General features: G+C 51.5%; 22 protein-coding genes and 1 pseudogene. 16 read left to right on the forward strand and 7 right to left on the reverse strand.

The window, feature by feature from the left end; genetic code table 11:
• Positions 1-7: 7 nt before the first annotated feature.
• The 9 genes from pth to murA all read left to right on the forward strand — a co-directional run bounded on the left by pth (position 8) and on the right by murA (position 8,240).
• A complete protein-coding gene (gene pth / locus ACZ52Z_RS20455; protein ID WP_464268621.1) occupies positions 8-607 on the forward strand; it encodes an aminoacyl-tRNA hydrolase in 600 nt (199 codons plus the stop codon).
• A gap of 191 nt (positions 608-798) precedes the next feature.
• Entirely contained in the window at positions 799-1,278 is a 480-nt protein-coding gene (locus ACZ52Z_RS20460) for a CarD family transcriptional regulator (protein WP_464268622.1), read from the forward strand.
• A 121-nt stretch (positions 1,279-1,399) separates the two neighbouring features.
• Entirely contained in the window at positions 1,400-2,281 is an 882-nt protein-coding gene (locus ACZ52Z_RS20465; RefSeq protein WP_464268623.1) for an RluA family pseudouridine synthase, read from the forward strand.
• The gene (coaE, locus tag ACZ52Z_RS20470) at positions 2,278-2,880 is read left to right on the forward strand and encodes a dephospho-CoA kinase (protein ID WP_464268624.1); all 603 of its coding nucleotides are present in this window, start codon (positions 2,278-2,280) and stop codon (positions 2,878-2,880) included. The genes ACZ52Z_RS20465 and coaE overlap by 4 nt, the downstream gene beginning before the upstream one ends.
• 405 nt (positions 2,881-3,285) lie before the next feature.
• Entirely contained in the window at positions 3,286-4,533 is a 1,248-nt protein-coding gene (gene rho, locus ACZ52Z_RS20475; RefSeq protein ID WP_464268625.1) for a transcription termination factor Rho, read from the forward strand.
• 95 nt (positions 4,534-4,628) lie between these two features.
• The gene (rpmE, locus tag ACZ52Z_RS20480; protein WP_464268626.1) at positions 4,629-4,838 is read left to right on the forward strand and encodes a 50S ribosomal protein L31; all 210 of its coding nucleotides are present in this window, start codon (positions 4,629-4,631) and stop codon (positions 4,836-4,838) included.
• 75 nt (positions 4,839-4,913) lie between these two features.
• Positions 4,914-5,984, forward strand: coding sequence for a peptide chain release factor 1 (gene prfA / locus ACZ52Z_RS20485; protein ID WP_464268627.1), 1,071 nt, complete (start codon positions 4,914-4,916; stop codon positions 5,982-5,984).
• A gap of 26 nt (positions 5,985-6,010) precedes the next feature.
• A complete protein-coding gene (gene prmC / locus ACZ52Z_RS20490; RefSeq protein ID WP_464268628.1) occupies positions 6,011-6,862 on the forward strand; it encodes a peptide chain release factor N(5)-glutamine methyltransferase in 852 nt (283 codons plus the stop codon).
• A gap of 94 nt (positions 6,863-6,956) precedes the next feature.
• Positions 6,957-8,240 carry a UDP-N-acetylglucosamine 1-carboxyvinyltransferase gene (gene murA, locus ACZ52Z_RS20495; RefSeq protein ID WP_464268629.1) on the forward strand — a complete coding sequence of 428 codons (1,284 nt, stop codon included), beginning with the start codon at positions 6,957-6,959 and terminating at the stop codon, positions 8,238-8,240.
• Here the strand turns inward: murA and ACZ52Z_RS20500 are convergent.
• Positions 8,230-9,936 (reverse strand): ATP-binding protein, encoded by a 1,707-nt coding sequence (locus tag ACZ52Z_RS20500; protein WP_464268630.1) that lies wholly within the window; start codon positions 9,934-9,936, stop codon positions 8,230-8,232. The two genes, murA and ACZ52Z_RS20500, sit on opposite strands and share 11 nt — an antisense overlap.
• A gap of 69 nt (positions 9,937-10,005) precedes the next feature.
• A complete protein-coding gene (locus tag ACZ52Z_RS20505; RefSeq protein WP_464268631.1) occupies positions 10,006-11,388 on the reverse strand; it encodes a sigma-54-dependent transcriptional regulator in 1,383 nt (460 codons plus the stop codon).
• 299 nt (positions 11,389-11,687) lie between these two features.
• Here ACZ52Z_RS20505 and tatC point away from each other — a divergent pair.
• The 3 genes and pseudogenes from tatC (at position 11,688) to ACZ52Z_RS20520 (ending at position 15,102) form a co-directional block, all read left to right on the forward strand.
• Positions 11,688-12,388: pseudogene (gene tatC, locus ACZ52Z_RS20510) on the forward strand (twin-arginine translocase subunit TatC).
• Positions 12,389-12,768: 380 nt separating this feature from the next.
• Positions 12,769-14,049 carry a class II fructose-bisphosphate aldolase gene (locus ACZ52Z_RS20515; RefSeq protein WP_464268632.1) on the forward strand — a complete coding sequence of 427 codons (1,281 nt, stop codon included), beginning with the start codon at positions 12,769-12,771 and terminating at the stop codon, positions 14,047-14,049.
• A 42-nt stretch (positions 14,050-14,091) separates the two neighbouring features.
• On the forward strand, positions 14,092-15,102 hold the full coding sequence (locus ACZ52Z_RS20520; protein WP_464268633.1) for an NAD-dependent epimerase: 1,011 nt from the start codon (positions 14,092-14,094) through the stop codon (positions 15,100-15,102).
• Positions 15,103-15,314: 212 nt separating this feature from the next.
• On the opposite strand, the gene dxs is transcribed toward ACZ52Z_RS20520, so the two are convergent.
• From dxs to xseB, 3 genes are read right to left on the reverse strand one after another with little or no spacing between them, the layout of a single operon-like run.
• Positions 15,315-17,222 carry a 1-deoxy-D-xylulose-5-phosphate synthase gene (dxs, locus tag ACZ52Z_RS20525; protein WP_464268634.1) on the reverse strand — a complete coding sequence of 636 codons (1,908 nt, stop codon included), beginning with the start codon at positions 17,220-17,222 and terminating at the stop codon, positions 15,315-15,317.
• Positions 17,223-17,232: 10 nt separating this feature from the next.
• Positions 17,233-18,126 carry a polyprenyl synthetase family protein gene (locus ACZ52Z_RS20530; RefSeq protein ID WP_464268635.1) on the reverse strand — a complete coding sequence of 298 codons (894 nt, stop codon included), beginning with the start codon at positions 18,124-18,126 and terminating at the stop codon, positions 17,233-17,235.
• The gene (gene xseB, locus ACZ52Z_RS20535; RefSeq protein ID WP_464268636.1) at positions 18,116-18,349 is read right to left on the reverse strand and encodes an exodeoxyribonuclease VII small subunit; all 234 of its coding nucleotides are present in this window, start codon (positions 18,347-18,349) and stop codon (positions 18,116-18,118) included. The genes ACZ52Z_RS20530 and xseB overlap by 11 nt, the downstream gene beginning before the upstream one ends.
• 122 nt (positions 18,350-18,471) lie before the next feature.
• Between xseB and xerA the strand changes: the two genes are divergently transcribed.
• The 4 genes from xerA to ACZ52Z_RS20555 all read left to right on the forward strand — a co-directional run bounded on the left by xerA (position 18,472) and on the right by ACZ52Z_RS20555 (position 22,027).
• Entirely contained in the window at positions 18,472-19,398 is a 927-nt protein-coding gene (gene xerA / locus ACZ52Z_RS20540; protein WP_464268637.1) for a site-specific tyrosine recombinase/integron integrase, read from the forward strand.
• Positions 19,399-19,531: 133 nt separating this feature from the next.
• Complete coding sequence (hslV, locus tag ACZ52Z_RS20545) at positions 19,532-20,065, forward strand: ATP-dependent protease subunit HslV (RefSeq protein WP_464268638.1); 534 nt, start codon at positions 19,532-19,534, stop codon at positions 20,063-20,065.
• Between the two features lies 1 nt (position 20,066).
• Positions 20,067-21,464, forward strand: coding sequence for an ATP-dependent protease ATPase subunit HslU (gene hslU, locus ACZ52Z_RS20550; protein WP_464268639.1), 1,398 nt, complete (start codon positions 20,067-20,069; stop codon positions 21,462-21,464).
• A gap of 14 nt (positions 21,465-21,478) precedes the next feature.
• On the forward strand, positions 21,479-22,027 hold the full coding sequence (locus ACZ52Z_RS20555; RefSeq protein ID WP_464268640.1) for a zinc ribbon-containing (seleno)protein DG: 549 nt from the start codon (positions 21,479-21,481) through the stop codon (positions 22,025-22,027).
• A 98-nt stretch (positions 22,028-22,125) separates the two neighbouring features.
• Here the strand turns inward: ACZ52Z_RS20555 and ACZ52Z_RS20560 are convergent, their stop codons facing one another.
• Positions 22,126-22,404, reverse strand: a complete 279-nt coding sequence (locus tag ACZ52Z_RS20560; protein ID WP_464268641.1) for an RNA recognition motif domain-containing protein — start codon at positions 22,402-22,404, stop codon at positions 22,126-22,128.
• Positions 22,405-22,499: 95 nt separating this feature from the next.
• Entirely contained in the window at positions 22,500-24,212 is a 1,713-nt protein-coding gene (locus ACZ52Z_RS20565) for a DEAD/DEAH box helicase (RefSeq protein WP_464268642.1), read from the reverse strand.
• Between the last annotated feature and the right edge of the window lie 48 nt (positions 24,213-24,260).

Below are 24,260 nucleotides of genomic sequence, written 5' to 3' on the forward strand. Positions count from 1 at the left end.
CCTCCTCATGGCCGTTTCGCCCTTCCTCCTCGTCGGACTTGGTAACCCCGGTGTAAAATATTCGACAACCCGCCATAATGTTGGGTTTATGCTGTTGGATTATCTGGCCGAAAAGCATGGTTTTCATATTGGAAAAAATAAAATGCAGGGCCTGTACGGCACTCACCGTCTTATGGGTAAACAGGTTGTATTCCTTCAACCCCAGACGTACATGAATCGTTCCGGGGGATGCGTACGGCAATTTGTTGATTATTTTGATATCCCGCTTGCGCACCTGTTGGTTGTTCACGATGATATTGATCTGGACTGCGGAAGGATCAAGGTCGTTGCCCGTGGTGGTGCCGGAGGGCACAACGGGATTCGATCCATAGGGCAGCATATGGGAACCCTTGATATCAGCCGCATTAAGGTCGGTGTCGGTAGGCCTGGGGACGGGAAAAGTAATACCAGACAACCGGTTGATCGGTATGTGCTGTCTGATTTCACCTCGCAGGAGCTGTCCCTGATTGAAGAAAGGTCGGCTATTGTAGAGGAGGCTGTTGAAGTTTTTCTTGAACAGGGCATTGCTGCCTGCATGAATGTGATCAACTGTAAAACATCTCGTTAGCTGTTTTCTCTTTGCCGGCCCGCTGCATTGGTGGGTGTTTTTCAGCATGTCAAGGTAAGGAGAATTGCGACATTTTCCGCAGCGTTCTTTGCTATTCAGGAAAAATATGGTAGTATAGTATTTTGTTGTTATGCGATAATTGGCGCATTTCCTGTCTGTATCCTGCATTACTTCTTATTTCGGAGGGTTCCGTGTTTTCACAAGGCGATATGGCTGTATACCCTGCCCACGGTGTTGGACTGATAGAAGCCATTGAAACACAATCAATCGGCGGTGTAGATCAAAGTTTTTATGTCATGAAAATTCTTGATAATGACATGACCATCATGATTCCCACTGCAACCAGCGAAAACGTCGGGCTGCGGGCAATCATTTCCAACGACGAGGTGAATAAAGTCATCGGGATTCTCAAAGAACGCGATATCAAAATAAACGCACAGACCTGGAATCGTCGATATCGAGATTACATGGAAAAAATCAAGACCGGATCGGTTTTTGAGGTCGCGGTTGTTTTACGCGATCTGTTTCTTCTTAAAGAAGATAAAGAACTCTCCTATGGCGAGCGTAAAATGCTTGATACCGCCAAAAGTCTCCTGGTAAAGGAGCTTTCGCTTGCGCAGAAAACCGATGAGGAACAAATAGAAAAACAGATTGAAAAATTGTTTATCTAGTCACAGCACCTGTAATTGTACTGGTGATCAATTACAGTTTCTCCAGGAAGGCAATCTTGCCGCTTCTTCAGAAGTGCAGCAATTCGAACATGTTGTTCAGCCTGACGAGGAAAAGCTTCGTTTGGATCGCTACCTCGTACGAAAGCATCCTGATTTCACTAGATCGTACATAACCAGGCTCATTCAATCCCGGGACATTCATGTTGATGGAAGGGTGGTCAAGCCTGGTCACAGGGTGCGAGGCGGTGAACGCATTTCCGTTCGGATTCCCGTATCGTCTTCAACCGAGTTGCTGCCTGAACCTGTTGCTTTTTCCATCCTTTTCGAGGATGAGGATATCACGATAATCAGCAAACCTCCGGGACTGGTCGTGCATCCAGCTGCAGGTCATCAAGGTGGTACCCTGGTGAACGGTTTGCTTCATCATTATCAGCAGTTGCCTCAGCTTGAACAGGGCAGGCCGGGGATTGTGCACCGGCTGGATAAGGATACCTCCGGAGTTATGCTGGTGGCCAAAAAAGAGCCGGCACTGCGCAAATTGGCTCAAGCATTCAGGGAAAGAAGCATAACCAAAATTTATTTTGCCGTTCTGCAACGCTCTCCCAACGAGGAGCAGGGAAGGATTAATGCCCCCATCGGCAGGCATCCAGTTCATCGGAAGAAAATGGCTATTCGACAGAATGGTGGCAGGTACGCTGTCTCCAACTATCAGATAGTGGAACGGTTTAGCAACGGCATGTGCCTGGCACGTGTGCACATCGAGACCGGAAGAACCCACCAGATTCGCGTACACATGGCGTCTCTTCATGCACCGATCGTTGGCGATACACTGTACGGTCATGGAACTAGCCGAATTGTCCAAGAAATGCCGGGTCGCCAATTGCTGCACGCTTCTTCCATCGAGTTCGTCCATCCTTCCCACGGACATCCGATTCACTGTACCGCGCCCCTTTGGCCGGATATGCGTAACTATATTTCCCATCTGCGAGAGGGGGCAGGATGAAGCCGCTGACCATTGGAATCACCGGCGGTATCGGTTCCGGCAAAAGCAGCGTCAGCAAGCTGCTGGCGAGCTACTGCAATGCTCCGCTCATTGATATCGATAAGCAGTGCAGGGAGTTACTTGAGCCCGGCCACGCCGGTTGGCTGTCCTTAGAGCGCACCTTTGGTACCACTTTTTTTGATGCAGGGGGGAGGGTCGATCGGCCATTGCTGCGCAAACGTCTGTTTGCTGAACCGGCGTTGAGAAAACAACTTGATGATATGCTCCATCCTCTCGTTCGTACCCAATTGAAGGCGGAAGTGGCCAACATCAAGAAAGGACTTATTTTCATAGATATCCCCCTGTTGTTTGAGGCAGGATGGCAGGAGGATGTTGATTATGTCGTGGTTGTTTATGCGGGACGGGCCACCCAGCGTGACAGGGTGGTGAAAAGGGACAGTGTTTCTCCTCTCCAGGCAGAAACCTCTGTCGATGCGCAGATGGACCTGGGAGAAAAAATGCAGCTGGCCGATTTCGTCATTGATAATGACGGTGCCTGGAAAGCCACCAGGAAAAAGGTGTGTCGACTGGCAGAGCAGCTGGAGAGTCGTGGCCAGTAGCCTTTTTTCCAGAAAGTGCTTGACAGCCGTTCTAGAACCCAATAAGTACGTAATTGCATTTCAACGAAGCAGTTCAATGTCCTGTTGATTTCTTGTCAGATATTTCACAGAATTAAAAATCGTGTTTATGTACCGTTAGCAGGGTAATGCTATCGGCTTGTAACGCTGGATAATACAAGATCATTCCAAGCCTATTCCCGCCATTTTTTCCAACTGACTGTCCTGTTCTTGTAAATTACTCTTACCTGCCCACAGGGCTTTAATATTTTACCGTTTGTTGCAGAATTGGCGGTCCAACAACATATTGATAAACCATTTTTGCCTGTGCCCTTGAGCGTCCCGGTTCGTTGCAGTGGGACCGCATAGCAATATCACCCTATGACCACACGGAGGAAGGACCGGTCAATGAATCCAACTGAGTTGAAAAATAAAAAAATTAAAGAACTTGTTGAGCTGGCAGCTTCTCTAGGTATCGAAGGCTACAGTAGCATGAGAAAGCAGGAATTGATTTTCGCTCTTCTCAAGGCCCAGGCTGATGACGACGGAAAGCTGCGAGGCAGCGGAGTGCTTGAAGTTTTGCAGGATGGGTTCGGTTTTCTTCGTGCTCCGGATTATAACTATCTTCCCGGTCCGGATGACATCTATGTCTCTCCCTCGCAGATTCGTCGGCTTAATCTACGGACCGGCGATACGATTGAAGGAGAGGTGCGGGCGCCAAAAGATAATGAGCGCTATTTTGCATTGCTGAAGATCGATAGTATCAATTACGAAAAACCGGAAGCAGCGAAAAACAAAACCGCCTTTGTCAACCTGACTCCGCTGCATCCGGAAGAGCTTATTGATTTAGAAACCGAACCCGATGAAATGTCCATGCGGGTGCTCAATATTACCGCTCCGTTGGGCAAGGGACAGCGGGGGTTGATTGTTGCCCCGCCGAGAACCGGCAAGACCGTGCTGATGCAGAAGATCGCCAACTCTATCGTCCGCAAGCACAAGGAGGTACACCTGATCGTCTTGTTGATTGATGAGCGCCCGGAAGAAGTCACAGATATGAAAAGGTCGGTGGATGCGGAGGTGGTGAGTTCTACCTTTGATGAGCCTCCCCAGCGCCATATTCAGGTTGCTGAAATGGTTATTCAGAAGGCGAAACGGCTGGTTGAACACAAGAAGGATGTGGTAATTCTGCTTGACTCTATCACTCGATTGGCCCGGGCATATAATACCGTTACCCCAGCTTCTGGAAAGATTCTTTCCGGAGGTGTGGAGGCCAATGCCCTGCAGCGGCCGAAGAAGTTTTTCGGTGCAGCCAGAAATGTAGAGGAGGGAGGAAGCCTGACCATTCTTGCCACTGCACTCATAGATACAGGGAGTAGAATGGATGAAGTCATCTTCGAGGAGTTCAAAGGAACCGGTAACATGGAGATCGTGCTGGATAGGAAAATGGCGAATAGACGCATTTATCCGGCCATTGATATTCTGAAGTCCGGTACCAGGAAAGAGGACCTGCTTCTGCCGGTTGAGGACCTTAACCGTATTTGGATTCTGCGCAAGCTGCTGTCATCCATGAATCCCGCCGATGCCATGGAGTTTCTGCTGGACAAGATGAGGCAGACCAAAAATAACCAGGATTTTTTTGCCTCGATGAACAGGTAAAAAGTTCTTTAAAAAAAACGGAAAAAGGTGTATTTTGCCAATCTTTTGTCTTACTTTTCATATAAGTGCTACATGTTCAGAAGGAGTGAAAACCTATGAAATCTGATATACATCCCGAATACAATAAAATCAAAGCAGTTTGCGCCTGTGGTAACGAGTTCGAACTCGGTTCCGTTGACAAGGAAATGAAGGTTGAGATTTGCTCTGCCTGCCATCCTTTTTTCACCGGAAAGCAGAAACTTGTCGATACTGCCGGTCGTATTGAGAAATTCAAAAAGAAATATGCGAAGCATCTAAAGAAGTAAGAGCTCCCTTTCCCTCGAAATCCACACGCCCATCAAGCGGTCGTGTGGATTTTTTTATTGTGAGTTTCTCCGGTTATGTTTGAAAATCTTCGTGACATTGATGAGCGGCTGAGTGTGTTGGAACACCAACTTTCCGATCCCCAGCTTGCAAACAATCAGAAAAAATTTCAGGAGGTCGTGCGGGAACATGCAACTGTTGCCAAACTGGCGGCACTCTACGGAGATTACTGCGGATTGCTCGATGAGTTGGATGAGCACCAGGCCTTAATCAGAGATGAGGGAGAAGATCCCGAGCTTGTCGAGTTGGCCAAGGCCGAGGTGGAGGAGGGGAATCAACGGCTTAAAGAGTTGAAAAACGCGATTCAGGTCCTGTTGCTGCCCAAGGACCCTAATGACGAGAAGAATATTTTTCTTGAAATCAGGGCTGGCACCGGTGGTGACGAAGCGGCACTTTTTGCGGCGGACCTGTTCAGAATGTACAGCCGCTACGCCGAGTCCCAGGGATGGAAGGTCGAGGTGATGAGTTCAAATCCCATTGGTATTGGCGGATTTAAAGAGATCATCGCCCTTATCAAAGGAAAGAACGTCTACTCCAGGTTGAAGTATGAGTCCGGGGTGCATCGGGTGCAACGTGTACCGGACACGGAAACTCAGGGGCGAATCCATACCTCAGCAGTAACGGTGGCCATCATTCCAGAGGCCGAAGAGGTGGACCTGCATATTGAGGCCAATGAATTGAAATTCGATGTTTACCGTTCTTCCGGTCCTGGAGGCCAGTCTGTTAATACGACCGATTCTGCTGTTCGGGTGACCCATCTGCCGACGGGCCTGGTGGTGACTTGCCAGGATGAAAAGTCCCAGCATAAGAATAAAGCCAAGGCTCTGCAGGTGCTCAGGGCTCGCCTGCTGGACAGAATGGAACAGGAGCGACAGAGCAAAATATCCCAAGAGCGTAAGAGTCAGGTAGGCACCGGCGACAGGAGTGAGCGCATTCGGACCTATAATTTCCCCCAGGGACGTGTTACCGACCATCGCATAAACCTTACGCTGTATAAACTTGAGCACGTCATCGGCGGTGGTCTGGACGAAGTCATTGTACCGGTCGTTACCCATTACCAGACGGAAGCCTTGAAGATTGCGCAATAATAACTGCGCATTCGCCATCATGCGCGATGAACATTAAACAGCTCCTGGAAGAGGCCTCCCGCCGTTTGCGGCAGGCGGGTATCGCCGACTATTCCCTGGATTCCCGTCTGTTGCTGCAGTTTGTTACCCGGAAAACGCCAACTCAACTGCTGCTTGCCGCGGAGACGGTGCCCGGGCCGTTGGTGGAACAGATCTATTTCGATCTGGTAGAACAGCGCTGCGATCGCATCCCTTTGCATTATATTACTGGTCACCGGGAATTCTGGTCGCTTGATTTTCTTGTTTCCCCCTCGGTACTGGTTCCCCGGCCAGAGACCGAATTTTTACTTGACCACGTACTTTCAACGTTTCCGTTTCCAGAAGAGGATTGCAGAATTCTGGATATGTGCACCGGGAGCGGGGTGATCGCCGTGGTCCTTGCCAGGGAACTGAATTGTTCGGTTACGGCGGTTGATATTTCACTGGCAGCACTTTCCATTGCAGGCAGGAATGCACGTCAACACGCCTGCGATCATCGGGTATCTTTGGTGGCGAGTGATTTTTTTTGTGGCCTTCAACCGGGACCTTCATTTGATCTTGTCGTCTCCAATCCGCCATATATTGCCGATACAGAGCTTCCTTTGCTTGAACCGGAAGTAAATCGGCATGAACCGTTGCTTGCCCTTTCCGGAGGCGAAGATGGGTTGGCATGTATTTCTCAGATAGCCGATAAGGCCAAAGACCATTTACGGCCTGGTGGTTGGCTGTATATGGAAATCGGTGCCGATCAGGGGGAGAAGGTGCGTGCGATGCTGGCTGGCCAAGGCTATGCGCAGGTGGCCGTCGTTGCTGACTGGGCTGGTCGAGATCGGGTAGCACGTGCCATGTGGAAAGGCTAAAACCGATACCAAGCAAAGGATCAGCTCTGCCTTCATTGCGGGGGAACACCTTGGGGAAATCTTTCAATTTCAGTAGTAACCAACACGAGGAGAGATGGATAAGATCAGAATTGAGGGTGGAAATCCCCTCCATGGGACTGTGGCCGTCAGTGGAGCGAAAAATGCTGCCCTGCCATTGATTGCAGCCACCCTGCTTGCCCCGGGGTGGCATACTCTGCATAATGTCCCCGATCTGCGCGATACCCGAACCATGCTTAAGCTCCTGGAAATATTGGGAGCCAAGTGGATGCGCGAAGGAGCGGTCGTCAGGGTAGATACCACCGATCTGACCGGTGCCGAAGCTCCCTATGAGTTGGTAAAAACCATGCGGGCGTCAGTATTGGTTTTGGGGCCGTTGCTTGCTCGTTTGGGAGTCGCACGAGTCTCTCTTCCCGGTGGGTGTGCCATTGGTGCCAGGCCGATTGATTACCACCTCCATGGATTCAAACAGCTTGGTATCAGTACCCGATTAAACGAGGGATATGTCGAGGCCGTTGCCGAGCGGCGGTTGCAGGGCGCCAGTGTTTACCTGGACCAGCCTTCGGTTACCGGAACAGAGAATATCCTTATGGCAGCAGTGATGGCCGATGGGGTGACGGTGATAAAAAATGCCGCCCGTGAGCCGGAAATCGGCAATCTTATCGACATGCTCACCGCTATGGGGGCGGAGATAGAGGGCAAGGACAGCGATCGTCTTACAGTGCGCGGCGTCTCCCGCCTCAGTCCTGCAGTTTCCACGATTATTCCAGATCGGATAGAGACCGGAACCTATATGCTCGCTGTTGCCGCCACCGGCGGCGAGGTGGAAATCACCCACTGCATCCCGGCGCACCTTCCAGCCCTAACGGAGAAATTACAGCGGTGCGGGGTCGATATTGCAGTGAGCGACCGCTCCATCCAGGTACGTTGTCCGCTGGAGCAGGGTATCAACAGCTGTGACCTGCAAAGCGTTGACGTGACTACCTCTCCCTATCCAGGCTTCCCGACAGATTTGCAGGCCCAGTTCATGGCCCTGATGACCTTGGGCAATGGTGCCGCGGTTGTTCATGAGACCATTTTTGAAAACAGGTTCATGCATGTAGCCGAACTCGTGCGAATGGGCGCTGATATTAAGATTGATGGTGCTACTGCGATTGTGCGTGGTGTCGGTCGCTCAGGCCTGAGCGGGGCTCAGGTCATGGCAACGGATCTGCGTGCCTCCGCCTCGCTGGTTATTGCCGCCCTCGCAGCGGAAGGGGCTACCGAAATATCGCGAATATACCATCTGGAACGAGGTTATGAAAACATGATCACGAAGCTGGCGGCGCTGGGAGCCGATATTTCACGAATCAGGGAGTGACAAGCTCCGGATAGGGGAGAAAAAGACGGATGATGCATCCATACCTATCATTGCGGTCTATTTCCAGCTGTCCGTTGTGGTTGTCGACGAGTTGTTTAACGATTGCCAGTCCCAATCCAGTCCCATCTTCCCGGGTGGAGAAAAACGGTTCAAAGACCTGCTCCTGCAATGATTCAGAAATGCCTGGCCCTGTATCACAGACTTCGATGCAGGTAACGTTTTTACCATCCCTGGTAGATTCATAGGCGTTCACCACCACTTGCACCGGCTCATCGATCCCTGGTATGGAACGGGTATTTTCAAGAAGATGCGTGAGGATCGTTTGCACCTGTTGTCGATCTCCCCAGCAGTGTAAATGGACCTCGATATGCTTGGCAAAACGCTGCTGCTCGAGTTGTTCATAGAGGGGGATGGTAGTTTCTATAACCTCGCTAATCAGTCGGTTGAGATCAAACCATTTGGGAGCAGCAGCTTCCGGGCGGGCGAACTGGAGGAAATCGGTAATGGTTTTGGCCATTCGCTGCGATTCGCGAAGGATGATGCCTACCAGGCTCTTGACAGTGTCTTTATCCTCCTGCTCCTCCATGGCAAGAATTTGCGCAGAGCCTGAAATGGCAGCCAGCGGGTTGCGAAAATCATGAGCGACCGAGGCGCTTAATTCGCCGATGGCCGCCATTTTTTCCGCTTCTCGTACCTGTCGTTCCATCATCTCAATTTTGCTTATGTCCTGCAGGGTCACCACCTTCCAGTGGGCCTTTTGATCGGTGATGTCGGTGGCGGCGGGCATTCCCAGGCGGGAGAAGGAATAGCCCACCCGTATACGTTTCCCATCCTCGCGTTCCAGATCGCAGACGTTTCTTTCCCGGTCACCAATATAACTGATTTGAGGAAAAACCTGGCGCAGTGGTCGTCCAACGACGGTTGCCGGTGGATATCCTGTAATGCGTTCCGCCGCGTTGTTGTAGGAGGTGATGATGTTGTGGTCGTCAGTGGTGATGATGCCGGTGGATATGTCGTCAAAAATCTGTTTGTACAGCAGGGAGAGGCGGTCGTATTCGAGAACCGTTTGTGAGAGCTCTTTTTCAGCTTTGCGCAGGCGTCCTGCAAGCTGGCCGCTGATAATGGCAATGACGAAAAAGGTCACTCCGTAGGCGGCAAAGAGATTGGAGGCCGCGTAGGGGTCGGTGAGCGGCTCGTAGGCGGTATGCACAAAATAATCTGGCGTAAGCCTGAAGTACTCAAGCCCCAGGATGCCTCCATAGGCAAGAGTGGCAGCGGCAGCTGGTATGAGGCCCCCTATCTTATAGAGGATCAACCCGCCAGCGATAATGGGGAAGATGAAAAGCGGGGTAAATATGGATTGGCTGCATCCGCTGCCAAAAACCAGCAGCGAGGTGAAAACAATATCCGCCAGCAGTTGGATAAGCCCGAAGCGGCGTATGGAGCGCTGTTTTTTTTGCAGGATGATGCCCGATCCTACGGAAAAAGCAACCAGGACCAGGAGAAAAACAAGAGTGGTTGACTGGCTTGCGAGGATTAGCTCATGGCCGGTGGAGCGAAAAATGAGGGGAATGGTGCATAAAAGGGTAAAGAGGCATACCCGAATAAAGAGCAGGGTGAGAATATGCCGCTTGAGTGCCTGTGCGCTATCCTGCACACGCGCGAAGGTGTGCAGCCAGTCTGGAAAAGGAATCACGGTGACTGTCGATGCAAAAGAAAAGAGGGAAGAAGGCTGCCTGCGAGATCCTGCTTGGCTGCAGAGGCATTAGTCGATTTCATATTTTTTCGTCTTGTATCGCAGGCTGCGGAAACTGATTTTGAGCAGATCGGCTGCCCGCATTTTTGAATTTTCAGCCCTTTCGAGGGCGTGAAGAATCATTTCTTTTTCCAGTTCATAAAGGACCTCTTCCATTCCGCGTTCAAATAGTTCATTTTCATCATGTGCGGCAATAAAGAGCGGTTGAGCGGTATCGGCGACTGGGACAGGAGGCGATTGATGCTTTCGATGCAGGGACAGGACCAGGTTTTCCGGAAGAATAATATTTGATGATTCAAGCGCGACCCCCCTTTCGATGATGTTCTCCAGTTCGCGAACATTTCCCGGAAAGTCATACTCCATCAGGACTTCAAGTCCGTAAGAGGAGATGGTCTGCACTTCCTTGCCCAGGAGCGCGGAATATTTTTTCAGAAAATGATCAACCAGGAGCGGGACATCTCCTTTGCGTTCGCGCAGGGGAGGGACCCGAATAGGAACCACTGCCAGCCGGTAATAGAGGTCTTCGCGAAATTTACCGGAAATTATTTCCTCTTCCAGGATGCGGTTTGTTGCCGCAATGATGCGTACATTCACCTGTCTGGTTTTGGTTGAACCGACCGGCATAAATTCGCGTTCCTGAAGAACACGCAGCAGCTTGGTCTGAATTATAGGGGTAAGTTCCCCTATCTCATCAAGAAAAGCGGTGCCTTGGTCAGCGAGCTGGAACAGGCCGGGCTTGTCGGCAATGGCACCGGTGAACGAACCCTTGACATGGCCGAACAGTTCACTTTCCAGCAAGCTTTCCGGGATAGCGCTGCAGGTGATCGGAACAAAAGGCTTGGCCGCCACCCGTGAGTGGTTGTGTATTGCCTGGGCTACCAGTTCCTTGCCGGTGCCTGATTCCCCGTATATGAGTACGTTCGCCGGGGTTGGAGCGATTTTTTTAATCAGTTCAAATATCTTCAGCATTTCTTGACTTTGACCGATTATATCCGGAAAGGTGCTGCTGTGTTCTCCTTGTTCCTGTTTGCCTTTCCTCTCCAGTCCGGAACGGATTACCCGCTTGATTTCATCAACATTAAACGGCTTGGTGATATAGTCAAAAGCACCATTTTTCATTGCGGTCACCGCGTCCTCCGGGCTGGCGAACGCAGTGATCATGATCACGCCTATATCACTGTTGCGTTGTTTGATCCCGGCAAGTAGATCCAGTCCGCTCATACCGGGCATGCGTATATCGGAGATGACCAGATCCACTGGATGCTCATCGATGCATGTGAGGGCAGAGGTGGCGTCGGCAGCGGTGAGTACGGCATACCCTTCTTTTTCAAGCAGGATTTTCAGAAACTCGCGCATGCTCAGTTCATCGTCAACAACTAGGAGGGTTGCCATACATAACCTATAAAATATCCACTATTTCAACGTATTGTGCCTTTCTTCAGTTTAGCCCCATTGTGGGCTAATAGTCAAATGTTATCCACTCTACAGGAGGAGCGCCCTGACCCTGGCAGCAGAGGTGGACCTATCCATGCTGGCCTGCTCTTAATCGGTTTACATTCATGGATGGATGCGGTAGGTTTGGGTGATTTTCTCATTTAAAACAGGTAGGAGTTGTGGATACACAGCAAAATTTTGATAAACAGACATTAACGGAGCATCTCGCTGAACTCCGTTCGTGCCTTATCGTCGCAATGATTGCCGTTGGCGTCGGTTTTACGGCCGCCTACATGTGGATACGGCCCATCGCTGACTGGTTTTTTCGTCCATTGGTTAAGGTCCTGCCGGATAAACAGCACCTTATTTTCATTTCATATCAAGAAGGGTTTTTTTTTACCTAAAATTAGCCCTGGTGTGTGGCCTGTTGTTGGCAAGTCCGGTCATTTTCCACCAGGTGTGGAGATTTGTTGCCCCGGGGTTGTACCACCATGAAAAAAGAGTACTGTTGCCCTTTACCATGGTTTCCTCCCTCTGTTTTCTCGGCGGGGCGGCGTTTGGTTATTTTGTTGTTTTCCCTCCGGCCTTTCAATTTTTACTCGGCTACTCAAGTGCTTTTCTTGAACCGATGCCGGCAGTAAGTGAATATTTTTCCCTGGCGATTCGGTTGTTACTGGCTTTTGGCTGCGTATTCGAGCTACCCGTGTTTATGGTTTTTCTGGCCAAGATAGGCGTCGTAAACCAACCGTTTTTGCGCACACACCGAAAATATGCCGTCTTGATAGCCTTTGTTATTGCGGCAATTCTCACCCCCACTCCGGATATTGTGAACCAGCTTTTAATGGCTGGTCCGTTGATCATTCTGTATGAAGTCAGTATTGTCGCAGTCGGACTGTTTGCCAAATCGACCTTTGTCGGGTTTACCGAAAAAAAGGAGTCTGATTCAACACCGTCTTGAATGTGTGACATAACGTGTTAGAATAATATGTCATTGAGGGCAATAATGGAAAGGATTTCCCTGCCGGCATATCCAGCGGTTAGCGGAAAAGAGTATTGGGTCGGCCAGGCCGCACCTGCATTGTTGTGTATTTATCACCTGAATCCGTGACGGCTTACAGCCTGAATCGAGCTCATATTCTGTTAGAATAGAAACTGACCGATATGCATACAAAATCCTGGCTTATCAACCGTTTTTTGGGGCGTTCATGAACGGCACACCGCTGTGTTGGCAACCTATTGATATACTCCAGTATAAACAATTTACCGCCTTGCACCTGCTCCATTCTTGAACGCTCACGGAGTTAGGTATCATTAACCAGTACCTTCAGGAGAGTTGCAATGACATACATTTCTGATTTTGAAAAGGCCCTGGAAATTGGCAGGCCGCCAAGCATTTGTACGCTATTTCCCCATTCCCGTGCACTTATTGTGAGTGGCAAGGTGGTCGATCGGGCCATGCTTGCCAAGGGCGGAGCCATGACCATCGCGGCCAACGGACGAAGCAATATCGTTATTCGCGGTGCCCTCCAGGCCGCGCAGCGTGCCCGCGCTGCCATTATTATCGAGATTGCCCGTTCCGAGGGAGGTGCCTCTGCCTATTGTGCCGTCAATTACTGGAACATCGCTCGTCAGGTGGATGCCCTCTGCAATGAACTGGGGATTACCGTTCCGGTGGCTATCCATGCCGACCACTACGGCATTAAAAATACTGGCGACATACCGTTTGCAACCAGAGAAATTCCATCTCTGTTTGATGCCGGAATTACCTCCATTGCTATCGATGCATCGCATATGCCTGATGACGATAACTTGTTGGCCAGCATAGAACTTGCCGGATATGTACCGACCTGGGCCGGTTTTGAAACCGAGGTTGGTGAAATTAAGGGTGCACTTGGACTTTCATCCAAGGAAGAGGCATTGTTTTTGATCCAGGGGCTGAATGCGCATAATGTATTTCCGGATTGGATAGCCCTGAACAACGGAACCACCCATGGTATTGAGGCTTCTGCCCAGGGAATCCAGGTGGAGCTGACTGCAGAGATACATGAGGCGTTGGCAAAGTATTGCGTTTCGGGTGCTCAGCACGGAACTTCCGGAAATAATTCCGATAGGTTGCGAGCTATTGCCGAGCAGACCAATTCCACCAAGGCGAATGTGGCTACCGCCCTGCAGATGATCTCCTGGGGGCTGTCGGTGAATGACTATGGAAATGCCAATCTTGATGATAACGGAGAGTTCATTAAGGAGCCGGGAGAAGGAGTGACTGAGGAATTGTGGCAGGAAATGCAGGCATATGCAGCCGATAAAGGATGGAAAAAGGGCGATTATAAAAAACTGAATCTTCCGTTTGAGAATAAAATTCTCGGTCAACCGAGAGCCGTGCGGGAACGGATGGCTCGCCGGGTGGAGGATTTTATCTATACTCTGCTGGTAGAGGTTTTTCATGCTGGTGATACGGCCAGGTATGGGGTGGAAGCCATACTTGATGCCGGAGGCTATGATCTCGGGCCCAAGACCGGGCGTGTCGAATCGATTGAGGACTGGACCGAGGCCAAAATCCGCAAGCGTGCGGCAGCGATGGATACCGATAAGGGACCTGCCGGTGATTTTGACGACTAATTGGACAGATTTACCCCCCGTACACTACGTTACCAAGGAATCATGAACACTCTTCTCATTACTGGTGCGGCCGGTTTTATCGGTCACGGGTTGGCAAAACGTCTTCTCCAACAGGGGCGGACGGTATTTGGATTGGATAATCTTAATGATTATTATGATCCGCAGCTGAAGCGTGATCGATTGGCCCAACTCACCTCCTTCCCTGCCTTTACCCATGTTGGGTTTGACATGGGCGACAGAGAGAAGGTGGCTCGGCTTTTTGGCGAACACCAGTTTGATGCGGTCGTTAATCTTGCCGCCCAGGCCGGGGTGCGTTACTCGCTTGTCAATCCCCACTCCTACGTGGACACCAACCTGGTAGGTTTTGTCAATCTGTTGGAAGGATGCAGGCATGGTGGGGTGAAGCACCTGGTTTACGCTTCCTCCAGTTCTGTGTATGGTGCCAATACCAGCATGCCGTTTTCCGTCCATGACAATGTCGACCACCCGGTTTCCCTGTATGCGGCGTCAAAAAAAGCCAACGAGCTGATGGCCCATACCTACAGTCACCTTTTCAACCTGCCAACCACCGGCCTGCGTTTTTTTACAGTATATGGACCCTGGGGGCGCCCGGATATGGCATTGTTTTTGTTTACCAAGGCGATAGAGGAAGACCGTGCCATCGATGTGTTTAACAATGGGAATATGGAACGTGATTTTACTTATATAGATGATATCGTCGAGGGTGTTTTGCGAGTGATAGATCACGTGCCCCAGCCTAACCCGGACTGGAGCGGCGATGCTCCAGATCCAGCTACCAGCTATTGTCCCTGGAGGGTATACAACATTGGTAACAACCGGAAGGAAAAATTAATGCGGTACATTGAGGTGTTGGAAAAATGCCTCGGTCGGGAAGCGAAGAAAAATTTTCTGCCCATGCAGGACGGGGATGTTCCTGCGACATATGCTCAGGTTGACGACCTGGTACAGGAGATAGGGTTTAAGCCTCAGACGACCATTGAGGACGGTATTGCCCGCTTTGTTGATTGGTACCGGGAATATTATGGGGCATGACCCCGAATAACCTACCTTGTGGGGGGAAATTTGATCAGGGTGCCTGTCGGAAAGTGAGCGGCAGGCGCCCTTTTTTTGTTATTTTTTCTGAAGCGTTGGGTAGTTTGGGGTACTCCAGAGCCAGGGTAGCTCGGCGTGCCTGAAGTATTCGTTTCTCTTGCGGTTTTATCTGGAGAGAACTAACGCTTGGCAAGCGCCAGGACCCTACCTCGTTACTGGTTGAGCTTTTCCTGCAGTTCCAGAGCGGCCCGGACAATGCCTGGGGTATCTATCCCGGCATTTTCCCAGAGAATGGACTGTGGACCGTGTTCTACAAAGGTGCTGGGGTAGCCAAGGGAACGCAATGGAACATGGATCGATTCCTGGTTAAGCATCTGGAGCACCGTGCTGCCAAATCCTCCCTGCGTACAGTTGTCCTCTATGGTAATGACCGCGCCGGTGCGTATAGCCCATGTGCTGATGAGCTCACTGTCAAGTGGTTTGACGAATCGGGGGTTGAGCACTGCCGCCGATATACCATATTGCTGCAATTCTTTGGCTGCTCGTAATGTGGGATAAACTCGGTTGCCGACCGGAAGCAGCAGCAGGTCTTTTCCCTCTACGAGGACCTCACCTTTGCCGATGGGCAGTGAGGTAAACCCAAGGTCCAGCGGGACGCCTTCACCTGCCCCGCGAGGATAGCGTATCACTACCGGTCCGTCATGACAGGAGGCGGTGTAGAGCATGTGCTGCAATTCGTTTTCATCCTTAGGCGCCATGATGGTCAGGTTAGGGACAAAAGAGAGAAAGGAGAGGTCAAAGATACCATGGTGGGTCGGTCCGTCGGCACCCACCACGCCGCTTCGATCAAGGGCAATGGTCACCGGCAGGTTTGGCAGGCAGACGTCATGCACCAGCTGGTCAAGCGAACGTTGCATGAACGTTGAGTAGACGGCAAAAAACGGACGCATTCCCTCCAGTGCCAGGCCGGCAGCAAAGGTGATAGCATGCTGTTCGGCAATACCCACGTCGAAAAAGCGTTCGGGAAAATCCCGGCAAAATGGCTGCAGTCCGGTTCCACCCGGCATGGCTGCCGTTATAGCGGCTATTTTTTTATTTTTTTTCGCAAGCGCACAGAGGGTGGTGCCGAAAACCTTGGTATAGGAAGGCGCACCTACCGGTGTTTTTTTCGGTTTGCCTGTTTCGATCGTGAACGGGCCAACACCATGATAAGCGCCAGGGTTTTTTTCTGCAGGTGCATACCCTTTTCCTTTGGTGGTCACCACATGTACCAGCACCGGCCCATGGTTGTGATCACGGACATTGGACAAGGTCGCGATCAGATTTTCCAGGTCGTGCCCGGGGATGGGGCCGACATACTTGAATTTGAGCGCTTCAAACAGGATTCCGGGCGTGAGGAAGGCCTTGAGGCTTTCTTCGCTGCGGCGTAGAATGGTGAGAATATTTTCACCAACCGAAGAGAGAGCCATCAATCGTTCTTCAATATGATCGCGTACTCTGCGGATGGTTTTGCCGGTCATTTTTCGGCTGAGAAAACTGGAAAATGCTCCTACATTGGGGGAAATCGACATCTCGTTGTCATTGAGGATGACGATCAGGTTCTTGTCCAGGTCGCCGGCATGATTCAACGCTTCAAAGGCCATGCCGGCGGTCATTGAACCGTCGCCGATGACGGCAAGAACCCTGCTCTTGTCCTGCTGCAGTTCCTTGGCCACAGCCATTCCCAAGCTGTAGGAGATGGAGGTGGAGCTGTGACCGGTTTCTACCGGGTCATAGATGGATTCGGACCGCTTGGGAAAGCCGCTGAGTCCTTTGTACTGACGCAGAGTATGAAAATGCGTTCTTCTCCCGGTAAGAAGCTTGTGGGCATAGGCCTGATGGCCCACATCCCATATGAGCTTGTCTGCAGGGGTTTGAAACACATAGTGCAGGGCGATGGTCAGCTCAACCACTCCCAGACTCGGCGCCAGATGCCCGCCGGTTTCAGCTACGGTAGATATGATGGCATCGCGTAGTTCTCCTGCCAGTACCTGGAGTTCAAGAAAGTTCAGGGATCGAAGGTCCTGAGGGGATTCGATGAAGTCAAGAATCTTTTGTTGCTGATCCAGCTGGGTATTCATTATGAGCATATCAATATGTTCGTTCGATTATATACGTCGCAATCGCCCGCAGCGGGTCGGCATGATGATCAAAGACCGTAAGCGATTGCAATGCTGATTCAACAGCCTGGCTGGCCATTGATCGGGATTGTTCTATACCAAAGAGGGAAGGGTAGGTGGCTTTGGCCGCTGCCTTGTCGCTGCCGACCGGCTTGCCCAGTTCTTCCGTGGTGGAGACGACGTCAAGTAGATCGTCAATGATCTGAAAGGCAAGTCCGATGCTATTGCCATAGTCGGTGAGGGCGTGCTCCTGTCGACTGTCGGCCCCGGCAGCGAGTCCGCCACTGACAACCGAAGCGGTAATGAGGGCTCCGGTTTTACTTCGGTGAATGGTTTGCAGGGTTGCATAGTCGATGGATTTCCCTTCGTAAAGCATATCCAGTGACTGTCCGCCAACCATCCCGAATGAGCCGGCGGCACGGGCAATGAGGTTGATTATGCGCAGGTTGACTGTAGGATCCATTCGGGCGGAGGGGCCGCTCAGCAGTTCAAAGGCATAGGTTAATAACCCGTCTCCGGCAAGTATGGCGCCTGCCTCGCCATATATGGTGTGGTTGGTGGGCTTTCCCCGTCGCAGATCGTCGTCATCCATAGCCGGCAGATCGTCGTGGATGAGCGAGTAGGTATGAATGCACTCCATGGCACCGGCTATGGGCAGGATATCGTTAGGATCACATGCGCCTGCACTGACGGCCTGGGCTCCCGCCAGGCAGAGAATGGGGCGAACCCGTTTGCCGCCTACAAAGAGGCTGTAGCGCATCGAGTCAAGATGACTGGCAAAATAGCCTTCAGGAGCAGCGATTGCTTCATGGAGATACTCTTCGACAATCCGCCGCTGTTCGTTCAGGTAGGCTTTAATCTCCAACAGATGATTCCTCAAAGGGCACACGTTCAAACTTGCCGTCTTTTTTCAGTAGGATATCGACCCGGCTTTTTGCCTCTTCCAGCTTTGTACTGCAAAAATCAACCAGTTGAATGCCTTCATCAAATTTTTTAAGACTTGTCTCCAGCGGTAACTCACCGGTTTCCAGTTCTTGCGTTATCTTTTCCAGTTTGGCGAGAGCGCTTTCAAAAGTTTTTTTAGCCATGAGCGGCTCCATGAACATTCGGGAAACAAGGGCACCACAGGTTGCTGCTTGCCCTGCAGGTTGTACGAGGGTAAACTGGCAGTTTAAACATAAACCGCCCACCTTTCAATAACTGTTTGGCAATGATTAAGAATATTGAGCACTTTATTTCCTGGTTGACCGTGGAAAAGGGGTATTCCCTGCATACTGTCAACGGATACCGGCGTGATGTAATCGAGTATTCACGTTTTGCGGGGAGCCCTGAAACCCTTGATGCGTGTACAGGGGAAAGCGTGAAAGCTTTTGTCGCTTCTCTGTATAGTGTAAACACAAGTGCAACGATTTCCAGGAAGCTCTCCTCGCTTCGCGCTTTTTTTCGTTTTCTGGTACGGGAGGAAGTGCTTGCTGCCGATCCGTTGGCCGGGATCAGTAACCCCAAGGTTGGTCGTCACATCCCTCATTTTCTTACTGTTGATGAGGTCTTTGCCCTGCTTGAAGCTCCATCCAGGCAAGATTCCTATTATCTCCGAGACCTTGCGATAATGGAAATGCTCTATGCAACCGGGATGCGCGTATCTGAACTGGTGAACACCGATATTGCTGATTATGACCCAAGCGCAGAAGTGGTCCGCGTGCAGGGAAAGGGGCGCAAGGAGCGGATTGTCCCTTACGGCAAACCGGCCGCCGAGGCAATGGGGGGGTATCTGGTGCAGCGTGAACAAATGGTGAGCGCAAGAGTCCTTCGTGGATACCCAGCAGAACGTGAGGCAATGTTTCTTAACAGTCGCGGAACCCGTTTGACCGTTCGGAGTATAGAGCGTCTGATGCGTCATTACGGCGAGCGGGCAGGGATCGCCAAGACGGTTACCCCCCACGCCCTTCGCCATTCTTTTGCCACCCACCTGCTGGAGATGGGCGCGGATCTGCGCACGGTCCAGGAGCTACTCGGCCATGTCAGTCTTTCCACGACCCAGAAGTATACGCATGTCAATGTGGAGCATCTCACACGGGTCTATGACCAGGCGCATCCCAAGGCCGCATCGACTCCCTTTTCCGGTGACCGCGGTTGAGGAGGAAGGGGGGGCCGGTGGAGGACTCCTGACGAGCATTTACCAACAGGGATTGACTCCCTTCAGGGCAATGCTTAACGTTGGCCATCACTGCAGATGATACCTTACATCGAATACAGCATTACAGGCACTCATGAAAAAAATACGCTCCACTACCATACTCGCCCTGCGTCATCGCGGGGAGGTTGTTGTCGCCGGCGACGGACAGGTCAGCCTCGGTGCGACTGTTATCAAACATCAGGCCAAAAAAGTTCGCAGGCTCTACCATGACAAGGTGATTACCGGTTTTGCCGGTGCGACAGCCGATGCCTTTACCCTCTATGACCGACTTGAGCAGAAGTTGGAGCAGTTTAACGGTAACCTGATGCGTGCTGCCGTCGAACTGGCCAAGGACTGGCGAACCGATAAAATGCTGCGTCGGTTGGAGGCAATGCTGGTGGCTGTCGATAGCCGGTATTCCCTGCTTCTTTCCGGCACCGGCGATGTGATTGAAGCGGATGATGGGATTATAGCCATAGGATCAGGAGGTCCCTATGCTCAAGCTGCGGCCAAAGCTTTAGTGATGCATTCTGATCTTGATGCATCTGCCATAGCCACGGCTGCATTGGAAATTGCGGGATCGATCTGCGTGTACACTAACTCCAGCATAGTTGTTGAAAAAATATAAGATGAAAGGAATCAACTCGCTTACCCCCAGGCAGACAGTAGCAGAACTTGATCGCTATATCATCGGGCAGGCCGACGCCAAACGCTCGGTAGCCATTGCCCTGCGCAACCGTTGGCGACGGCAGCAGGTAGATCCGCCCCTGCGTGAGGAAATTGCACCGAAAAACATCATTATGATCGGTCCGACCGGCGTCGGAAAGACCGAGATCGCCCGTCGTCTGGCGCATCTTGCCCAGAGCCCCTTTCTTAAGGTGGAGGCCTCCAAGTTTACCGAGGTTGGCTATGTGGGGCGGGATGTTGAGTCCATGATCAGGGAGCTGACCCAGTTGGCCGTCAATATGGTGACCAAAGAGGCCGAGGCCGGGGTGTACGAACAGGCCGAGGCCCAGGCGGAAGAGCGGTTGCTTGATTTGCTTCTGCCGCGCACCGCCAGCCCCCCCTCTTCATCCACTCCTCGGGTGGTCAATCTGGGATATGATGGCGATTCCGCGGTCAGTGAAAACGACAGCTCAGCCTCTACCAGAGAACGTTTTCGACAGATGCTGCGGCGTGGCGAGCTTGATGAGCGTACGGTTGAGCTTGACGTGGCCGCGTCTTCCGGGGCACCGATGGTGGAGGTCTTTTCCGCCAGCGGCATGGAGGATATGCAGAATTCACTGCAAGACGCCTTTTCCAAGTTTTTTCCCAAAAAGAAGCAGAGTCGTCAGGTCAATGTTCCAGAGGCTTTAGAGCTGTTGAAAAAAGAGGAAGCTGAACGGCTGGTCGATAACGAGAGTATCACCGAAAAAGCAGTACGGCGCACAGAACAGTCAGGGATCATTTTTCTCGACGAAATCGATAAAATAGCTTCTCGGGGCAATAGCGGCTCCAGCTCGCCGGAGGTATCGAGGGAGGGGGTACAGCGTGATCTGTTGCCCATTGTCGAGGGGGCGACGGTCAATACCAAGTATGGTCCGGTCAAGACTGACCATATCCTGTTTATTGCAAGCGGTGCCTTCCATGTCTGCAAGCCATCGGACCTGGTCCCTGAACTGCAGGGTCGCTTTCCCATACGCGTCAATTTGAACGCATTGGGCGAGGAAGAGTTTTTTCGGATCCTCACCGAGCCCCGGAGCGCGCTGGTTAAACAGTACACAGCTCTCCTGGCCACAGAAGATATTGAGCTGGCTTTTGAGGAGGAAGCAATTCGCGAAATGGCGAGAATTGCTGTTCAGGTCAACCAGAAAACCGAAGATATCGGGGCGCGACGTCTGCACACAATTATGGAGCGGGTGTTGGACAAGGTGTCCTTTGACGCCCCGGATCGTGAGGAGCTGAGGTTTTCGGTAACAGCTGCCTATGTGCGGGAACAATTGGCCGATATCTCAGACAATGAAGATCTCAGCAGATATATTCTGTAGCAGGGAGGAAAGGGATGAAGAAGTGGGCGGAACGGTTTGAGCAGCTGGAGCCTGAGTGCCGATACTGCCTTTACTGCGAAGAAGAATATCGCCCAGAGATCATCCATTGTGCCACCTGCGGTGGTGAGCTGACCTCAGGGAAAGAGGTTGCAGAGATGGTAAGGGCGTACAGGCAGCAGCTCCTGCAGCGAGCCCTGCCTATTGTTGAGGGCGAAGAGACGGTCACCATACGCCAGGGCCCTTCCTTGCAGGTACGTCAGCTGCAGGCGCATTTGCGGGAATATTCTTTACCGTCGCTGGTGATTGCACCCCCAAAGGGTGCAGGAGGAAAAGGGTGCTGCGGGACCGAGTTGCTGCTGCAGGTCCGTCGGGATGACCTGGATGCCGTGCTTGCAGTTGTGGAAGAAGAGTACCGCAAGAGCACGGGGCTCGCAGAGTTCGATACGACCCATGCAGATGCAGTGTACGACACTGGGAAGGAACAGGCAACCTGTCCGGCATGCGGCTGTACTTTTCCAACCCAGTCGACCACCTGTCCGGACTGTGGACTCTGTTTTACTTGATACCTGGCAGCCGGCGGCGGGCTAGAAGCAGAAAGAACCCATCGTGCAACCGGTAACATCGGCAGCAATGCATCCGGTTGATCAGCAGGGAAAACGGCTTAATAGCGTGAGCGTCTTCTTGAGTTTTTATTGCGTTTATTGGGTTGAACCTGGTTGACTTTTATTTCCCGGCCTCGAAACATGGTTTTATTCAATGCCTTAATTGCCTGATCCGCTTCTGCGTTATTGGGCATTTCCACAAACCCATATCCTTTGGGTCTGCCTGAGTATCGGTCGATAATCAGGTTGGCACTCGCCACTTCACCATAAGCAGATAAGAGTTCTGCGAGATCAGTTTCCTTGACATCAAACGGTAATTGGCCGACATAGATTTTCATGTTTTTCCTTTTGTTGTTGATTGTATTCCCCTCACGCAAAGCACAACAGGAGACGGAAGGAGGGGACATTGGTTGCTCAGTGCCAATCGGAAACCTTACGATTTCCTGCCTGGATTGAGGTTGTTTGATCGAGGCCCTGTTTTCCCTCCTGAAGATGATTTTTTGCGCCGTTGTTTTGGAGCCACCTCAATGGCGACCGGCTTGCCGTTGATAATGACATGGCGAAAGGCCTTGAGCACCTGGGGAATACAGTTACTGTCAGCCTCGAGCAGGGCAGACCTGCGTTGGATTTCAATTCTCCCCACCTTGACCTTTTTTCCTCCCGGTGCCTCGTTGATGGTGCCGATCAACCGTTGCGGCATAACGCCGTCCTGCCGGCCAACGTTCAGAAAAAAACGGGTAAACTGCGGTTGCGGGCCGGTTGGTCGTTGCCGCTGATTCTGCTTGGTTCCGGCATGGTGCCTTTTATGGTCCTCTTTGTGACGTACATTGATATCCGGGGCGTTGCCGTAAGCGTTGAGGAAACGGTTGTAATGCAGGGAGAGAAACGTATGGATGAGGTCCTCTTTCTCGTAGTCTGCCAACAGGGAAGCCGCCTCTGCATAAAGCTGATCTGCGGGTGAAGGCACGACCTTATCCTTGGAGACCTTTTCGACCAGATGGTGCAGCTGATTGTGGCAGATCTCTTTTCCTGTGGGGACAGCGCAATGCACAAATTTCTGTTTGATACTTTTTTCCAGTAGTTTGATTCTGTACAGTTCCTTCGGGGTGATGATCGCTGCCGACACGCCACTGCGGCCTGCTCTTCCTGTACGGCCGCTTCGATGCGTGTAATTGGCGGTATCATCCGGAAGAGAGAAGTGAATGACATGAGAGACGTTGTTAACGTCCAGGCCACGAGCTGCAACGTCGGTCGCGACCAGCAGGGTAATCTGCCTGGCGCGGAATTTGTCCATAACCAGGTCCCGTTGTGCCTGGGAGAGGTCACCGTGTAGAGCCTCAGCGCTGTAGTTTTCTTCGATTAATTGGGTGGCAAGATTTTGCGTATCACGCCTGGTTCGACAGAAAACAATGGAGTAGTTATCAGGAGAATTATCAAGGATGCGCTTTAAAGCCGAGTAACGGTGTCTATGCGTAACAGTGTATGCCTCGTGCCGAACGGTATCTGCCGCTGCGTTGCGCCTGCCCACCGTCACTCTTAACGGGGTACGCATATATTTTTCAGCAATAGCCTCAATCTTTTTCGGCATGGTTGCTGAAAAGAGGAAGGTGTTCTTTTCCTGTGGAACACTCATCAGGATCCTATCGATTTCCTCTTGAAAGCCCATCTGTAGCATTTCATCAGCTTCGTCGATGACAAGTCGTTGAATGTGCGATAGATGAACTTTTTTACGTTCAATGAGATCGATGAGTCGGCCAGGGGTCGCCACCAGGATCTGTGCTCCTCTGCGTAATGCAGAGATTTGTTTATCTATTCCTGTCCCACCGTACAGTGGGAGAACGCGCAGACCGCCGATATGTTTGCCATAGGCCGTTAGATCACCAGCAACCTGGGCACATAACTCCCTGGTCGGGCAGAGCACCAGTGCATGAGGGTGTGGTTTCTCTGGGTCTGCGTGCATGAGCAGCGGCAGCCCGAACGCAGCGGTTTTTCCGCTTCCTGTCTGTGCAAGGCTTATCAGGTCGCAGGGATGTTCTAGTAGCTGGGGAATAATTTTTTCCTGGATAGGAGTAGGGACGACGATGTCCATATCCTTGAGGCTTCGTACGATAGCCTGGTCGACGCCAAGCTCCTGAAATGTTGTCATGAAAATACAAAGTAAAGGTGAATAGGGTGCCTGTCGCCCGGCGAGCAG

The organism is Desulfogranum aggregans, assembly GCF_055398265.1.

Excerpts from the sequence above, each read along its gene's own strand:
- pth (WP_464268621.1), top strand. The coding sequence starts at position 8 with ATGGCCGTTTCGCCCTTCCTCCTCGTCGGACTTGGTAACCCCGGTGTA.
- coaE (WP_464268624.1), top strand. The coding sequence starts at position 2,278 with ATGAAGCCGCTGACCATTGGAATCACCGGCGGTATCGGTTCCGGCAAA.
- rho (WP_464268625.1), top strand. The coding sequence starts at position 3,286 with ATGAATCCAACTGAGTTGAAAAATAAAAAAATTAAAGAACTTGTTGAG.
- rpmE (WP_464268626.1), top strand. The coding sequence starts at position 4,629 with ATGAAATCTGATATACATCCCGAATACAATAAAATCAAAGCAGTTTGC.
- prfA (WP_464268627.1), top strand. The coding sequence starts at position 4,914 with ATGTTTGAAAATCTTCGTGACATTGATGAGCGGCTGAGTGTGTTGGAA.
- prmC (WP_464268628.1), top strand. The coding sequence starts at position 6,011 with ATGAACATTAAACAGCTCCTGGAAGAGGCCTCCCGCCGTTTGCGGCAG.
- murA (WP_464268629.1), top strand. The coding sequence starts at position 6,957 with ATGGATAAGATCAGAATTGAGGGTGGAAATCCCCTCCATGGGACTGTG.
- ACZ52Z_RS20505 (WP_464268631.1), bottom strand. The coding sequence starts at position 11,388 with ATGGCAACCCTCCTAGTTGTTGACGATGAACTGAGCATGCGCGAGTTT.
- ACZ52Z_RS20515 (WP_464268632.1), top strand. The coding sequence starts at position 12,769 with ATGACATACATTTCTGATTTTGAAAAGGCCCTGGAAATTGGCAGGCCG.
- ACZ52Z_RS20520 (WP_464268633.1), top strand. The coding sequence starts at position 14,092 with ATGAACACTCTTCTCATTACTGGTGCGGCCGGTTTTATCGGTCACGGG.
- dxs (WP_464268634.1), bottom strand. The coding sequence starts at position 17,222 with ATGAATACCCAGCTGGATCAGCAACAAAAGATTCTTGACTTCATCGAA.
- xseB (WP_464268636.1), bottom strand. The coding sequence starts at position 18,349 with ATGGCTAAAAAAACTTTTGAAAGCGCTCTCGCCAAACTGGAAAAGATA.
- xerA (WP_464268637.1), top strand. The coding sequence starts at position 18,472 with ATGATTAAGAATATTGAGCACTTTATTTCCTGGTTGACCGTGGAAAAG.
- hslV (WP_464268638.1), top strand. The coding sequence starts at position 19,532 with ATGAAAAAAATACGCTCCACTACCATACTCGCCCTGCGTCATCGCGGG.
- hslU (WP_464268639.1), top strand. The coding sequence starts at position 20,067 with ATGAAAGGAATCAACTCGCTTACCCCCAGGCAGACAGTAGCAGAACTT.
- ACZ52Z_RS20555 (WP_464268640.1), top strand. The coding sequence starts at position 21,479 with ATGAAGAAGTGGGCGGAACGGTTTGAGCAGCTGGAGCCTGAGTGCCGA.
- ACZ52Z_RS20560 (WP_464268641.1), bottom strand. The coding sequence starts at position 22,404 with ATGAAAATCTATGTCGGCCAATTACCGTTTGATGTCAAGGAAACTGAT.
- ACZ52Z_RS20565 (WP_464268642.1), bottom strand. The coding sequence starts at position 24,212 with ATGACAACATTTCAGGAGCTTGGCGTCGACCAGGCTATCGTACGAAGC.